13 protein-coding genes are annotated in these 16,436 nt (G+C 39.6%); 6 read left to right on the forward strand and 7 right to left on the reverse strand.

What is annotated here, in order from left to right; genetic code table 11:
• The first annotated feature begins 15 nt into the window (after positions 1-15).
• Both V7783_RS12370 and V7783_RS12375 read left to right on the forward strand, forming a co-directional pair.
• Positions 16-2,457 (forward strand): TonB-dependent receptor, encoded by a 2,442-nt coding sequence (locus V7783_RS12370; protein WP_335678969.1) that lies wholly within the window; start codon positions 16-18, stop codon positions 2,455-2,457.
• A 64-nt stretch (positions 2,458-2,521) separates the two neighbouring features.
• Entirely contained in the window at positions 2,522-4,039 is a 1,518-nt protein-coding gene (locus tag V7783_RS12375; RefSeq protein ID WP_335678970.1) for a tetratricopeptide repeat-containing sulfotransferase family protein, read from the forward strand.
• Here V7783_RS12375 and V7783_RS12380 read toward each other — a convergent pair.
• Together V7783_RS12380 and V7783_RS12385 are read right to left on the reverse strand one after the other, a co-directional pair.
• Entirely contained in the window at positions 4,036-4,890 is an 855-nt protein-coding gene (locus tag V7783_RS12380) for a sulfurtransferase (protein WP_335678971.1), read from the reverse strand. The genes V7783_RS12375 and V7783_RS12380 overlap by 4 nt on opposite strands.
• A complete protein-coding gene (locus tag V7783_RS12385) occupies positions 4,823-5,953 on the reverse strand; it encodes a capsular polysaccharide export protein, LipB/KpsS family (protein ID WP_335678972.1) in 1,131 nt (376 codons plus the stop codon). Before V7783_RS12385 ends, V7783_RS12380 begins: the two co-directional genes overlap by 68 nt.
• Positions 5,954-6,643: 690 nt before the next feature.
• On the opposite strand from V7783_RS12385, the gene V7783_RS12390 reads away from it, so the two are divergent.
• Positions 6,644-7,660 carry a glycosyltransferase family 9 protein gene (locus V7783_RS12390; protein ID WP_335678973.1) on the forward strand — a complete coding sequence of 339 codons (1,017 nt, stop codon included), beginning with the start codon at positions 6,644-6,646 and terminating at the stop codon, positions 7,658-7,660.
• Here the strand turns inward: V7783_RS12390 and V7783_RS12395 are convergent.
• From V7783_RS12395 to V7783_RS12415, 5 genes are all read right to left on the reverse strand, one after another.
• On the reverse strand, positions 7,650-8,036 hold the full coding sequence (locus V7783_RS12395) for a group I truncated hemoglobin (RefSeq protein WP_442961373.1): 387 nt from the start codon (positions 8,034-8,036) through the stop codon (positions 7,650-7,652). The genes V7783_RS12390 and V7783_RS12395 overlap by 11 nt on opposite strands.
• Before the next feature lie 32 nt (positions 8,037-8,068).
• Positions 8,069-8,902, reverse strand: a complete 834-nt coding sequence (locus V7783_RS12400) for a DUF3034 family protein (protein WP_335678975.1) — start codon at positions 8,900-8,902, stop codon at positions 8,069-8,071.
• On the reverse strand, positions 8,889-11,201 hold the full coding sequence (locus V7783_RS12405) for a bifunctional diguanylate cyclase/phosphodiesterase (RefSeq protein ID WP_335678976.1): 2,313 nt from the start codon (positions 11,199-11,201) through the stop codon (positions 8,889-8,891). Before V7783_RS12405 ends, V7783_RS12400 begins: the two co-directional genes overlap by 14 nt.
• Positions 11,194-11,853 (reverse strand): methylamine utilization protein, encoded by a 660-nt coding sequence (locus V7783_RS12410; protein WP_283710083.1) that lies wholly within the window; start codon positions 11,851-11,853, stop codon positions 11,194-11,196. Before V7783_RS12410 ends, V7783_RS12405 begins: the two co-directional genes overlap by 8 nt.
• 163 nt (positions 11,854-12,016) lie before the next feature.
• Entirely contained in the window at positions 12,017-13,123 is a 1,107-nt protein-coding gene (locus V7783_RS12415) for a phosphoribosylaminoimidazolesuccinocarboxamide synthase (protein ID WP_335678977.1), read from the reverse strand.
• A 245-nt stretch (positions 13,124-13,368) separates the two neighbouring features.
• On the opposite strand from V7783_RS12415, the gene V7783_RS12420 reads away from it, so the two are divergent.
• From V7783_RS12420 to V7783_RS12430, 3 genes are read left to right on the forward strand one after another with little or no spacing between them, the layout of a single operon-like run.
• Positions 13,369-14,442, forward strand: a complete 1,074-nt coding sequence (locus V7783_RS12420; RefSeq protein ID WP_335678978.1) for a CDP-glycerol glycerophosphotransferase family protein — start codon at positions 13,369-13,371, stop codon at positions 14,440-14,442.
• A 12-nt stretch (positions 14,443-14,454) separates the two neighbouring features.
• Positions 14,455-15,144, forward strand: coding sequence for an ABC transporter ATP-binding protein (locus V7783_RS12425; protein ID WP_335678979.1), 690 nt, complete (start codon positions 14,455-14,457; stop codon positions 15,142-15,144).
• Positions 15,141-16,433, forward strand: a complete 1,293-nt coding sequence (locus tag V7783_RS12430) for an ABC transporter permease (protein WP_335678980.1) — start codon at positions 15,141-15,143, stop codon at positions 16,431-16,433. Before V7783_RS12425 ends, V7783_RS12430 begins: the two co-directional genes overlap by 4 nt.
• Positions 16,434-16,436 lie beyond the last annotated feature (3 nt).

The raw sequence follows: 16,436 nt of genomic DNA on the forward strand, positions 1-16,436 counted from the left end.
ATTCGGAATATGAACATGACTACCTTTAGGCCAGCGCTTCTTGCATCAGCTGTTTCTGCTATTTTATTTAATAGCCATCACCTTGCTGCTGCGCAGGAAACCACCCAAGCAGACAAAGCGATTGAAACAATTCAAATTACCGCGACTCGTCGTGCAGGCTCAGTGCAAGAAGCACCTCTTAATATTACCGCCCTTGATGGTGATGTTATAAAAGATCAAAACATTGGTGATCTTGAAGATGTAGCCCGCTGGGTACCTGGTTTAACTATTTCTGATCAGGGTGGCCGTGAAGGCTCGCCTATTATTGTTCGTGGTTTAAATACCAATACTTCTGATCGTATTTCTGATGGCGGTACGGTAGCGACTTACGTGGGTGAAATTCCACTAAATATTGATTTACGCTTAACTGACGTTGATCGTGTTGAAGTGCTTATTGGCCCACAAGGTACTTTATACGGAGCTGGTACATTAGGTGGCGCTATTCGTTACTTATTAAAGCAACCGCAGCTTGATATTACCGAAGGCCAAGTTACTGGTGATGTATTTAGCTTAAATGAAAGCGACGGCACCGGTGGTGAATTTGGCTTAGTGTTTAATACGCCGTTAATTGATGATGTATTGGCTATTCGCGCTAGTGTCAATTATTACACCAACCCTGGTTATATCGATTATAACTACGTGGTGCAAAACCCTGGCGTATCAAGCCCAAATCCTGATTTTACGAATGAGCAAGACGTTAACGCTAACTTACGCCGTGTCAGTGACGTAAACGATGAGCAAATTACCACAGGTCGTGTGTCACTGCGTTGGCAAGCCAACGAAGCTGTTGAGGCAACGCTAAACTATTTTTATCAAAAACAAGAAAATGGCGGTAATTCTACATCGCAATATAATTCATTAAGTGACAGCAGTGCCTTACAAGGCATGGTGGGTCAATACGAAAATGCAGCCCGTATACTTGAGCCAGGTGAAGAAGAAAACGACTTATTGAGCTTGGAAATTAAAGCGGATCTAGGCTTTGCAGAATTAGTATCTGCCTCTGGCTGGTCAAGCTATGAGCAATCTGGGCAACGTGACCAAACTGACCTGCTTTACGATATATATTCAGGCTACGCTGAATTTCCAGCATTTGTAGCGCAAACACGGGATACATCCAAACGTGATAATTTCACTCAAGAAATTCGCTTAGTGTCTAACTCTGATAGTGCCTTTAACTGGATTGTGGGTGGTTATTACAACAAACTTGAAAGCCATGTTAATGACCGTGAATACACACCCGGTTTAACTGAGTTCTGGGGGGATGAAATCCCAAACATAGAAACTGACCTTGAGTATATTTTATTAACTAATTCAGAAACCACAGAGAAAGCATTATTTGGTGAGATCAATTATAGCTTTACTGAAAAGTTGAATGTAACGCTTGGTGCACGCGTGTATGAATATGACATTTCATCTAATATTGGCTCAGCCACCCCACTCTATATAGAGGACGACAACTACATTTCATCGCTGGATAAAATTGAATTCTCGAATATAAAAACCAATGATAGCGGTAGCCTGTTTAAGTTTAACGCAAACTATACTTTTGATTCTGGTGTGCTTGCTTATTTTACCGTAAGTGAAGGCTTCAGAATTGGCGGTGACAATGGCATTCCTCTTTGCCCAGATGTACTGCCTGAACAACAAGTTATTTGTACATTGCCAAATGAACAAGATTATAAACCAGATACCACAGTAAACTATGAACTTGGTTTTAAATCGAGCTGGTTTAAAAACCGCTTACACTTTAACGCGGCATTATTTAATGTTGATTGGAAGGATGCGCAAGTTGGTTCTTCAACAGTTAATGGTCAGGAGCTTATAACTTCGAACGCTGGTTCAGCTAATTCAAAAGGCGTGGAAATTTCATCACGCGCTATGATTGCTGATAATTGGACTGCCTACGCCACTTATGCCTATGCAAAAGCAGAGCTAACAGAAAATGTACCTATTTTATTTGGTGAGTTAGATGAAGATTACGCACAGTATCAATCATACTACGATGGTGCTGATGGCGATCGTTTGCCAGGTGCGCCTGAGCATCAGCTTTCATTCGGCCTGCGTTATGAGCAAGATGTACTCGATGATAAGTTACTGAGCATTAACTACGGTATGACTGCGCAAAGTGATGTGATCACTAAAGTTGGCTTAAAAGCCGATGGTGAAACACTTTCAGGCTATGCATTGAGTAATTTATCTGCCAAGCTAACGGGTGATATGTGGTCTGCCACTATTTATGTTGATAACTTATTAGATAAGTATGCATTTACTTCAGTACGCCGTGATAAATCATGGGCAGGTATGGCTAAATATGAAGAACTCAATAAAGATCTCCCTGAGCTACAACGTGTGTATGGCCACTACACTACAACACCGCGTACTATCGGCATGAAGTTTACTTATAACTTTGAACTGTAATAACGGTTATCTATAAACTAAAAAAGCCTTGGTGTTTTACGCCAAGGCTTTTATGCTTATTGTTATGCTGACATCGATACAAAAAAATCTACAAAAACAAATTGAACACGCTATTAATCATAGCAAGCTTAACGACGCGCATTTATTACTAGTCAGTAATATCAAACGCGCCTCAGATGATCACTTTAGTTATTTTTTACTCGCGCAAGTAAATATTGCAGCAAATGATATTAGCAAGGCACATAAACTGCTCGCTACAGCAATTAGTATTGCGCCACTACCTTTATATTTTGCTCACTCGGCTAAACTTGCTGTACTCAGTGGCCAGTTATTAGATGCACAATTAGCTATTAATGAAGCTTTAAAACACCCGCACTTTGAAGCGATTGAATGCGACTTAATTGCCAATGTGCTAACTCGTTTAGGTCACTACCAACTGGCACTACAATGGCAATTACGTGCTTATCAGGATGCTCCTGAAAACCCTCAAATCTGTTATAACTTAGCTGTAGCCTATAAAATCATGGGACAATTTAATGATGCTCAACAACTATTACACACATTAACACAACAACAGCCGCAGTATTTTCAAGCTCACTATTCACTTGCTGAACTTAATAATAACAAGCAGGCTAAACAGCATTTACAACAGCTGTTAACTTTAACCGAATACGCTACAGCGCCAATGCAGCAGCAATTTCTGCACCATGCAATTGCACTCAATTACGAACACTGTACTGATTATAAACATGCCTTTGCGCACTTTACTGCCAGTAAGCAAGCAATCTCTCAGCATATAAAATATGATGCAAAAACCCACCGTAAATTTTGCGAGCAGCTGATAGCACTGAGTAATGATTATAAGCCGCGCACAAGCGACAGCGACTTTACCCCGTTATTTGTGGTTGGCATGCCACGCTCAGGCACAACCTTGCTAGAGAAAATAATTAACCAAGCAACACAAGTACAAGGAGTTGGCGAACTTAATGATATTGCCCAGCTTTGCCAAGGTGCTAATGTTCAAGTATTAAATAGCAATGTACTTAAAAAGGCATATTCAAATACTGAGTTAACAGCGCAGCTTAGTCACTATCAGCAACGTATTGCTCAACTAGTGACACCTAAGCTACGTAGTTGCGACAAACAGCCCTTTAATTTTTACTATATCGATTTAATTTTAGCGGCTTTTCCGAAGGCTAAAATCATTTGCATGCAACGAGGACGCAAAGACTGCTGTATAGCTAATTATCGCCAACTTTACAGCCCAGCTAGTGCGTTTCATCACTATAGTTATAAGCTGCAAGATATTGATAATTTCTATCAAGACTACGACCGTTTGATCACTCATTTTGCAACAAAGCACCCTGCGAATGTAATGATCATGCAATACGAAATCTTAGTCTCAGAGCCAGTAAAAAGCACGCAACAACTCTATGATTTTTGTGATTTACCTTGGCAGGCGCAATGTCTTGATTTTTATCAGCAACATAGTCCGTCTGCAACTGCGAGCAAAGTACAAGTGCGCCAGCCTCTAAATAACAAAGGGGTTAATTACTGGCAGCATTACGCGTTTGCACTTTAACGTGCGGGGCAAGGGCCAGTTTCAATAGGTAACTCATCACGGCCGCCCCACTCGCTCCATGAGCCATCGTAAACGTGTAAGTTTTGATAGCCACATTCATCAGCAAATAACACTAAAATACATGCAGTAACGCCAGAGCCACAGCTAAACTGTAAACTCGTTTGCGGGTTTGCTTGCTCACCTAATACCGCGTCGAATGCAGCTTTAATGTCAGCTAATGGTTTGGCTTCGCCATCATCTAGCAGTTCAACAAAAGGTAAAGCACGACTATTTGGAATATGGCCGCTGCGCATACCCGCTCTCGGCTCTGCCATTTCACCTAAATAACGCTGATAACCGCGCGCATCAAGTAATACCGTTTGTTCATCATCGATACCATTAAAAACTGCTGCGGCATCAATGAAGTAATCAGCTCTTGGCTTAGCTGTAAAGTTACCCTTGTGATGATTGTGGCTGTATTCAATTTGCGTTAAATAACCTAGCGATTGCCATTTAGTTAAGCCACCACTGAGCACTTTGACATTATCAAAGCCCATGGCTTTAAACATCCACCAGCCTCGTGCGGCACTAAATAAACCTTGATCTTCGTAGATAATAACTAACGAGTCTTTATCAACCCCCATTGACTGCATCTGCTCGGTAAACTGCTCTGCGCTACACATGCTATGTGGTAGTGGATTTTCTTGATCTGCTAATTGTTTTTTAAAATCAAATCGCTGCGCATTAGGTAACTTAGCTTCTGGTTTATACTCGCCCAGTTTACCGGGGCGCACCATACCGGCATCAAAAACAATCAGTTTGGGGTCGTTTAAGTGCTCCTTCAACCATTGGCAAGTTACGATGTTTTTCATTATTATCCTTTACTTCATTAATTTGCTGAGAAAAAACATCCAACCCTAATAGACGTTTTTCAACAGCTTCTACATGCTCTTTTGAGCAATCTTGCCACCTTCCTTGCAGACTGTAAACATGCTTTATATAATTGAAAAATTGGTTTCTAAGTTGCGTATTGAATTGCCAACCTTGGCTCATTTGCGATATTCGTTCACTTAACTCTTCATTATTGCGCGCATGTAAAACCAATTCGTCAATGTTATAGCAAGCCAGTCCTAACGTAATAACGCGACGGCCAAACAATAATGCCTCTAGTCCGACTGTGGAATTAATCGTGATCACAGCCTCTGCGCTATCAATTAAATCAGCCGTCACATTACCGTTAGCAAAGACTGCCTGAGGGTGTTTTTTATATAGATGAGAATAATGTTTATGCCAAGAAGGATGTTCTTTAAATACCACTTTTAATTCTGGGTCATTGAGTTTTTCAATAGCGGTCATTACTTCTGAAAATAACATCTCCATTGAATGGATCCAAGGCGAATAACATACTATCTGCGTATCATGTGGAACCTGAAATGGCACAAAAATATAGCGCTTAGGTAACTTGCTTTGGACAAATGCTTTGCGTTTTTTATGATTTACTCGAGCGGTTAATTCTGGTGTTTTAAATAGTGCTGTCGGTGATAAGTCACAATTCAGGTAAACATTTTTATCGCGCTTAATTGAAGATGCATAGTTAACACCTTTGGGATCCAAACAGGTTGTATTAGGTAGTAAGCCGTTTTCATAATATATGATGCTAATTCTTAGCTTTTCAGCAGCTTTCACGACTGTAATATTAGGCAATTTATGGCCGTTCCAAATAACTAAATGGGTGGCCTGCTCCTTTGTAAGTAATGCTAAATATTTAGCATACCGACAACGCTCAACTATCTTTATTAAAAAAGAGTAAACTAATATTAATAAGTAGCTACGCCAAATTGCGTGTTTGGCTTGTTTACGCTTTAATTGTGTTGCAATAACCTCATCAAAAGATACTTTAAATGTTTGGAGTAAATACTTTACTGCGCTGAGCATTGGCCTGCCAAAAATATGCAAACTTGCCTTCAAATTTAGTTGAGTAATTAGCTTTTTATAATATCGAGCATGTATATTACGACGAGTAACAAAGAGGAAATGCATAGTAAGATTACACCCATTAAACTTCTTAGGTGACAATATTAAGCTGTAAATATGACTAATTTATGAACGAAGCAGCAATGCTTTTACAATCAAACAACAGTTTCAACAACTGAATAATTATTGAAACTCGAGTTCTGTAAAAGCCATTTAATCAACTAGAAAATATTGATATGACCAACATGGAAAATATCAAACGTTCCAAATATTAGAACTCGTCTGATTTATTTTATTCTAAATAGTTAGCGATTCACTTAGCAGATAATCCAAGCATTAACTATGGTCGCATTGATAATTATAGGCTTATTTTTTATGTCCGCCCTTAATGCAACTCACCGTCACGAGCGATTAATAGTCTATAGCTTAAGATAATTCACATGAAATAATTAATGCTTCTCTTTAATCATAATATCAAATGAGTCAAATTGGCCATTTCAATATTTTACATATAATCCAGCTTACTCTTACTTGTCATTGTTTAAGTAATAAAAAATACGCTTAATAATTCCATATTGCATTTTCTGGTTCAATAGACTTCATAAACCTGCATTGCTACAATCGACACACAAAATGAATGGCACAATTTAGATGAAAAAAAGTAACTGTAAAATAGCAACGCAAGAAATAATGGGTAACATCCTAATCGTCTTACCGAAGTTTATTGGTGATGCCGTTAATTGCACCCCATCCTTAAAGTTACTTAAAGTTTTGTATCCAAACAATGAAATTTTTTTATTACTCAGACCCAACTTAGTCGATTTATTTTCGCGCACTCCAGACTATTCAATTATTGTTGATGAACGATTCAATCACAGCAAACCAATATCAATTTTAACACAGGCAAAAATACTCAAAGCCGCTAACATCCAGCTTGCTATAATAATGCGTAACTCACTATCTGAAGCAATACTATGCTTCTTGGCAAACATTGAATATAGAGTAGGATATGCAAAAAATGGGCGCTCATTTTTATTGACGCATAAACTCAAATTAAATGTGAATCACCATTATATATTCCGTTATTGCCGACTCGTAAACGAACCTCATGACCACCCATTCAATACGATACCGAATACAGCACTTACAAAAGAGCCTAGTTTGCTAATAACAAAGACAAGAAAAAAGTCTATTGGAGTATATTTTGGTGGGAAAAATAAAGGCTTACGTCATTACCCTAATGAACTCTCATTTGCTGCTATGGCGAGCATAGCTATAAAAGTTGACTGCGTTTTTTATATTTTTGGTGATAACAGTGAACTGGATGATGCTAAACAATTACATGAGCAACTTAATAAACAACAAATTGACTCTGTAATACTAGCTGGAAAAACCTCCATTATTACAATGAGTGATGCTATTAGTGAGTTAGATTTATTGCTTACAATAGACTCTGGCCCAATGCATATAGCTGCTGCATTCAACGTGCCTTTTGTAACAGTTGTCGGTTTAGGTACTTCACCATGGAGTGTTGTTGCACCCAAAGTTAATAACTATATTGCTTTAGTTGCAAATGGTAATCAACTACTTGAAAGTGACATTATTAACGAAATAACACCAACGGATATAAGTGATGCAGCTTTAAAACTTCTGCTTGCTAAATCTTAATTATCTGCGATCTCAATGGTGCCATTTTCGCGAGTATTTTATTTTGTACTGTATGATCAATATTTTGTTCATTCATGGCATTAATAAGCAAGTCGACTACATGATTGAAGTCCGCTTCGGTTATGTGCATGCCGGTGTGGATCTCCACCATACTATCGCGCGTGTACTCACAAGGGCCATCAGTTAGCACACACAAATGATTGATAAAACCCTCTCGAAAATGGCTAATATTGGCGTGCTCAAAGTAGTGAATTATCTGCTCATCATTCCCGATTTGATTAATAAAGCTGTCGACTAATCTTTCTAGCCCTGCTTTTCCATCGAGTTGTTGATACAAGGTTAAGTTAGCCATATTTGAACAAGCACTGAGTACCATAGTAAAAATTATTATTGTTATAAATTTTAACATCACCAATATCCTGTTACCGATAAATACCAACCTGTTTGATCTGGCGCCCCCGCGATACTGCCTAAATCAAGGTATGCTGCGGTAACGCTAACATATTTATTAGGCATCCAAGCGACAAACAAATCTTGCCAATCTTGCTCACCTAGCCCTAAGTTATTTGATTTTTGTCGATATTCAACACCCACTGCAATTTCTCGACTTAAGAAAATAGCGGTACTACCTTCAAATAATAACTTTTCGCTGCCATTGGCTCCACCGTAGCCAAGTAAACCTAGCTGATTTGCTTCGCTATAGCGCGTGGTTATATTCCAGAACCAGTTATAACCTGCAACGGCTCCCAAGTGTAACTTGCTTGCTGCTAGGTAAATATCAGTGCCAGAAGTCTCTTCAGCTCCGAGAAGCGTAGCAACAGTGCCATCATCAAGAGACTTATGCTGCGCACCGAGTGTTAGCTGTGGCCAATCACTGTAGACAATATCGCCATAGAGCCTAACTTTAACACCTGTAATTGCTTGTTCTATTTCAGTATCAAGTGCTGGTACCGCAAAGTTTTGCTGTGCATAACTAAGCTCAACACGATTAAATAAATTAATTTGCGCGCCGCATACATCAAGGCTGTAATCAGTCACATCTGCACGACTGCAAAAGCCATTGACAGCAAATTCATCTTCGCTGGCATAACCGGCAAGCTGTGCCCAAGGTACAATGCCGCCGCCACCGCTGCCCTCTATTTGCGATACCCCAGGTGTTGCTAACAACTTGCCTTGCGACGCAAAAGAATCAAAAGCAGCGAATGTGATAACGGTGACAAATAGTAATTTAAGCTTGTTCATTATATTGCTCCAACCATTTTTCAAACACATCCGCTTTGAGCGGTCGACTTAAATAGTACCCTTGCACATGATCACACTGCATTTTTTGTAGCAGTTCCAGCGAAGCCAGTGTTTCAACTCCTTCGGCTACCACAGAAAACCCCAGCTGATGACCTAGGGTGATGGTTGATTCAACAATAAATTGATCTTTTTCCGATTCATCTAGCTTTAAAATAAAGCACTTGTCGAGTTTAAGTTCATCAATAGGGAGCATTTTTAAACGCCCCAAGGATGTTTGACCTACCCCATAATCATCTAACGAAATTTTTACGCCGATAGCTTTGAGGTTTTCCAGTGCTTGAATGCCTTTCTCTTCATTTTCAATCATATCGCGTTCGGTTAACTCAATAGTGATAAGCGCTGGAGCGACCGAAAACTGTTTTAAAGTGCGAATTAAATTTGCATGGAATCCCTGATAAGCAATATCTTGAGCTGAGACATTAATAGCAGCTTGCATGTAAATGCCTTGCTGTTGCCAGAGCCCAACCTGCCCGATTACCGTTTTAACAACCCAACCCGTTAACTCCACAATAAGGCCTGATTGCTCAGCTAAATCAATAAATAGTTCTGGTGACACCCAGCTACCATCTTTACGCTGCCAACGAATGAGTGATTCAACTTTATCTATTGTTTGAGTGGCAATATGCAATTTAGGTTGATAGGTCATAAATAGCTGCCCATCATCGTCATTAATAGCTTGCTTGAGCTCATCGATCATTATCAGTCTTTCAAGATGCTCTTCATCTTCTCCCTGCTGATAATAATGGATATTTTCTTGAGCATTTTCGGCACTATCCACGGCAATCAACACTCTGCGCATTAAATCATCGGCTTGCAAGCCTTGAGAGGGATATTGCACTACACCGGCACTGAAACGTAAATTGATTTTCAGCTTCTGAATCGTATAACTCGCTTGTAACTGCGCCATTAAGCCAATTATGCCACTTTTAAGATTACAGCCGGTACTACTTGGAAACGCGGTTAAAAATTCATCACCACCAATACGCGCATGTAAGCCACCAAACTCATCAGAAAACTCAGCAATCCTTAAAGCTACAGCTTTTAAGCAGTCATCACCAATACGTGCGCCGAGCTTATCGTTGATATGTCTGAGGCCACGAATATCAATTGCAACTAAGGTATACTCTTGGTTTTGTTGGAGGTTCTCATTCAATACCTCCAACATCGCTGAGCGATTATAAAAGCCTGTTAAAGTATCATGTTTTGCTGCAAAGCTAATTTGTTGTTCGCGCTCTTGAATATCGTTACCCATATTTTTAAAAGCATCAATAAGGGTTGATATTTCAGTGCTCTGCTTTTTACTCATTAGCTCGACACTGTAGTTACCACGAGCAAATTGTCGCGCTAAACTGGCCAGTTGTGATAACGGCATAGTTAAGTTTTTTGCTAATAAGCTACTGGTAGCAATGCCAATAAAAATGGTTATAGATGCCAAAATAACTAACGTATAAAACAGTCGTTCAAACTCACTGTAACTTTGCGTTAAATCAGCACTCAGTAATACATTCACAGGGTGGTTATTGAGTGAAGGCAAGTATACGTCACGATTACTATATACTAGCTGTTCACCAAAAATACGTTGTGTAGTTTTGTTATGGAAATACTCAGTTGGAATAAAAGGCGTTGGCCGCGCTAATAATGAACTTTTTACTAAATCATCATTTTTAGCAATAAAGCTTACATCCATGCCGGTTAGGTTTTTTAATTCAGAGGCAACTTCGTCATCAATTTTAAATCCTACTAGGCTATAAGCGACAGTGCGTGGTGCCTTGATCGGTAGTAAAATAACCTGATATAGCTCATTATTTAGCACAACAAAGCTAGACTGCTCGGTATTATTAAGCAACTCATTCATCAAGACTTGTGAATTATCATCAAAATCTTGTTGTCGATTAGTTGATACTAACTTACCTGATAGGTCCAATAACAACATAAGATCAGCATTAATACGTTGGCTATGATTGTATAATACACTGCTTATTGTATTGGCGTCTCTGGTAGCAACCGCCTGCTTAAAGCCAAAGTCAGCGGTCAACACCTTCGCTGCGGTGAGCAATAAGCTTTCTTTTGAAGTCAAATATTGCTTATAGACATTTTCAGCCACATTAATATCTTGTGTTACTTTTTTTTCATTAAATTGACTAGTCGACCACCAAAAACTAAATAAGCTGACTATAGTCGTTAATAACACCAAGCCGACACATAAAATAGTAATGCGATTCTTTAAGCTGTTAGTCATTCCCGCCCTTAAACTTACTACCAAAAGTATTGCGTGGTTTAGGCTCTGTTGTTTGCATTATTACTTGTAAACTACGAGGTGAATTTACAGTTAGTGCAAGAGGCTGTTTCTCTTCTAAGGCATTTTGCTGCAGTGAGTGCCAAAGACTAAGTTGCACAGGCAGTGTTAAGCCACTCAGCTGTACATTTCCCTGCTCATCACTTTGATAAACATGAGAACTTCTAGCGACATAAATATACCCTACCATTGAATCATGAATATTACAGCCAAGTACCACCACGCCTTGATTCTCAAACGTAATTGGGCTTTCTGGTTGTCCTGAATAAAGTTTCAACTGAAATGGTTTAGCTGAAGAAAAAGAGTACACATGATGACGAATATTATCGCTATTCGGAAAGTTGACCTGCTGCCCCTGTTGAGCAATTAACAATGTGGGTGAAAACTGCTTATCGACTTGATCCATAATAAGCACAGGTAGCTGCTGTGATGACTTATCATCAGCTTCACTCACAAGTTCTATTACTACATTTTTAAGTGGTTGCCCATGTTGATCAACTACATTAAGCGTAACATCTTGTGCAAAGGCGGCATATGAAAACGCCACTGTTAAAAAAGTCACAATGCTCTGAGCTGCCAGTTTTTGCAGTTTCATTTAGTCATCCTCGGTAGTGTAAACACTAACCTGTGAGTATTTCTAATTAATCTTTGGTTAAGTTAATTAGAGACTGACTCCAAATGCAAGAATAAAAGCCCAGTTACACTAAATAATAGTAAAACTTGAGGCTTTTAAACAACAGCAAGCAATTTACTAGTAATTAAGCCTTAGAAACCAAGCCGTATTGCTGATCTAAAATCGTAATAACCTCTGCGCGAGGATCAGCAGGAATTGCGATATCATAACCCACTATTTTACTGGCAATACCAACATAGGTTTCTGACACAGCTAACATCACAGACTCTGGTAGGATGTAATCTTTAGCTAATTGCTCTCGCTCAGGCATACGGTCTTTATTCAGTAGCACATCGCTATCTGGCACATTGCTAATTAATAACTGGCGAAACCCTTCTTTAGAGTTCTCAACAATTTTGCCATCCCTATAAGCAGCACCATCCCAAATACGTGATGAGTCAGGTGTGCCTACTTCATCGATGTAGATCAGTTTATCGGTGCCATCAATATCTTCTACATAGCCAAACTCAAACTTAGTATCAACGAAGATTTGATCCAGTTTAGCCAGTTCAGCACTTATTAAATTAAAGCCTTCAACAAGCAGCTTTTCGTATTGTGCAACATCATCTTCAGACTTAAAGTTAAACACAGTTAAGTTATTAGTGATATTGCCACGGGTGATATTTACATCATCTACTGCAGGAATATCTGCAACACCGGTAATGATACCTTTCGTTGATGGCGTAATTAAAACCTCATCTAACTTTTGATTAGCCGTTAAGCCTTCAGGTAACTCTAAGCCACAAAAGTTACGCACCCCTTTAGTGTAATCACGCCACATGCTGCCAGTTATATACTGACGAGCAATTGCTTCTACTTTTACGGTGCTAGCTTTACGCACAATCCATACATACGGATGTGGAATATCAACAATGTGATTCCCAGCAAGACCTGCTTGATCAAATAACTTAAACCAATGTGATGCAACAGTGTTTAACGCCATACCTTTACCTGGCACACCATTTAGGCCGTTTTCCCCTTGCCAAATACAATCAAAGGCAGAGATACGATCGGAAATTACCATAATAGCCAGCTCAGTACCTTTAGGTACTTGATAGCCTTTTTCGCTGATCAAACGTGCGCTGTCTTCGTCTGTTAACCAATAAACTGAGCGTACTTTGCCACTGTGAACAGGGCCCTTAGTGCGGATTGGTAAATCATCGTTTACGTCTAAAACTTTATAGCTAGTCATGCTATCTCCGGATGTATGGCATGCCTATTTCAGGCACAGGTATGGAATTGGGGTTATAAGCCGCTAATAATAATCGAGACCGAAGGAAATCACAATTAAAGCACCGAGACAAACGTCAAAAATAGCTATAACTATTTATACAAGCCGTATGTTCTGAAAAGAGGAAATCTCAAGAAGCAAACTGTAATTTTGCTGTAACAAAGTATAAAACGTTATACTATTCAATCTCATTCTAGGAGGTGAACTTGGATTATTTAGCAGCGACAAAACAAAAAAAATACTTAATGTATATTTCGCAAAACTATTCTTATGCGATTTTACGGCCATTACAAAGTGAGATTCTAGCTCATGGTGGCCAAGTACGTTGGTTTTTAGAAGGCGATTATGTAACTCCTGATTTTTTAGCGCCTGACGAGCAACCCCTCACGTCTATGACAGAAATAAATCAGTGGCAGCCTGACGCTGTTTTCGCTCCTGCTAATATTATTCCTACCTTTATTCCAGGGTTAAAAGTTGCTGTTTTTCATGGTTTTGATGCAGGAAAGCTAAACAGTAAAGGCCAAAATGATCACTTCAAAATACGTGGCTGTTTCGATTTATACTGCACTCAAGGGCCGAATACAACGGGCCCATTCCAGCAATTGGAGCAAAAGCACAGCTTTTTTAAAGTGATCGAAACCGGCTGGCCAACACTTGATCCTTTTTTTGCTCCTGAATTTGAAAGTCCATATATTGATGAAAATGACTCACGTAAAACACTATTAATTTGCTCTACATTTTCAAAACGCCTCTCTTTAGCTCCGAAACTTTACGAAAAAATTAAATATTTCTGTGAGCAAGGTAAATGGCGTATTTTAATGCAATTCCATCCTAAAATGCCCGAGCAACTAGTTACGAAATATAAAGCTCTTGAAAACAACAACCTTACTTTTATAGAAACCGATAATGTATTACCACTGCTGCAAGCGGCAGATGTAATGCTCTGCGATACGTCCTCAATTTTATTGATGTTTATTTTACAACGAAGACCTGTAGTCACTTTTTGCAATCAGGACCCTGGCAAACACTTAATTGATATTACAGATCCAGATAAACTCGAAACGGCGATTGATTACGCGCTGACGCACCCACAATCATTAATGACTGAAATTGAGGCTTTTTGCCAACAGCTGCATCCCTACCAAGACGGCTTATCGAGTCAACGTGTACTTGCTGCCACCAATGAATTAATATTGACCAATCCAAAACTTAAAGCCAAACCACTTAATTTCATTCGTAACTTAAAGATGCGTAAAAAATTAAATTATTGGCACTGGTAGAAATAGGCCGCAATGATTACCCTCACAGATCTGGTTTTTAAATGGCAAAAACAACAAAGTAACCCAACCCTAGCCATTGCAGCGCTTGAGATTGCAAAAGGGGAGAATGTGTTTTTACATGGTCCCAGCGGCTGTGGTAAATCTACGTTACTATCACTGCTTGCAGGGATTAACCGGCCAACATCAGGTTGTTTGAGTATTTTTGGCTGTGAGCTAAGCAAACTGAGCAATAGTAAGCGTGATGCCTTTCGTGCTGATCATATAGGGTATATTTTTCAAAACTTTAACCTGTTGCCTTATTTATCGCCGCTTGAAAACGTGACATTAGGTTGTCAATTTTCAAAACAACGACAAAAGAAAGCCCTTGTAAATAGTATGACTCTCAATCAAGAAGCTGCACGGTTATTAAATGCACTTGGCTTAAGCGAGCAATTCCACCTGCAAAATGTCGCTAATTTAAGTATCGGGCAACAACAACGTGTCGCAGCCGCGCGAGCTTTTATTGGTAGCCCTGAGCTTATCATTGCCGATGAGCCAACCTCTGCACTTGATACCGGTAATCGCCAAGCATTTATTAAATTATTATTCGAACAAGCTCAAGCTGCTAACAGTACCCTCATTTTTGTCAGTCACGATGAGAGCTTACAGCCGTTATTTAATCGCAATATTGATTTAATCGCGTTACAGGAGCAGCTTTCATGATCTTAATAAAGCTTGCCATAAGCAGCCTTTATAACCGCCGAGCAAGTGCACTATTGACCCTATTCACTATTGCTATCAGCGTCATGCTGCTATTGAGTATTGAACGTGTGCGAGTTGATGCTAAAAGCAGTTTTAGTAATACCATTTCTGGTACTGATCTCATTGTCGGCGCCCGCACTGGCGATATACAGTTATTGCTCTCCTCGGTGTTCCGTATTGGTCACGCTAATAACGGCGTAAGTTGGCAAAGCTATCAATACATAAAACAACAACGCGGCGTCAAATGGACCATCCCATTATCACTGGGCGATAGTCATAAAGGCCAAGCTGTACTAGGTACTTCTGACGATTATTTCACCCATTATCAATATGCTAAAAAACAATCCCTTAGTTTTAGCCAAGGCCAGCCTTTCCGCCATTTAAATGAGGTAGTGCTAGGCGCTCAAGTTGCAGAGAACTTAGGCTATTCACTTGGCGATAGTATTGTTATTTCCCATGGTATGGGTAATACCAGTTTTCATCATCATGATGATAACCCTTTTACTGTTGTCGGTATTTTAAATGCCACTGGCACCCCTGTTGATAAAACCCTGCATATCCCATTAGCTGCGATTGAACAAATCCACGCCACTAACCACACTGAACATGAACATGAACATGAACATGAACATGAACATGAACATGAACATGAACATGAACATGAACATGAACAGCTTACTGACCTCATTGGCGAACCAAAACAAATTACTGCGTTTTTAATTGGTTTTGACTCACCACTGTATACTCTGCAAGTACGTCGCAACATTAATCAGTTTAAAGATGAAGCATTACTCGCCATTATGCCCGGTGTTACGTTACGTGAATTATGGGAAATGCTCACTATTGTGGAAAAAATCTTACTAATGTTTTCTATGGTGGTGGTATTAGTGAGCCTGCTTGGTATGCTTACCACTTTATTAGCGAGTCTCAATCAGCGCCGCCGAGAATTAGCTATTTTACGCTCAGTTGGTGCGAGGCCTTGGCATCTGTTCGCTTTGATCAGCATTGAATCATTACTAACAACATTTTTAGGTTGCCTAGCAGGTTGCGGGTTATTTTATTTGCTCATGTCTCTCGCAGCAGGTTACTTGCAAAGCCATGCTGGGATCGCAATCACTATTGCTATGCTATCGGGCTATGAACTCATGCTGATCGGCGCTATTATGGCGGCTGGTTTTATCGTTGGTTTGATACCAGCTACCCGTGCCTATTTTTACTCACTGTCTGATGGCATGAGCATTAAAATTTAAGAG

Origin of the sequence: Pseudoalteromonas sp. (assembly GCF_036960685.1) — a bacterium.
Classification (GTDB): domain Bacteria; phylum Pseudomonadota; class Gammaproteobacteria; order Enterobacterales; family Alteromonadaceae; genus Pseudoalteromonas.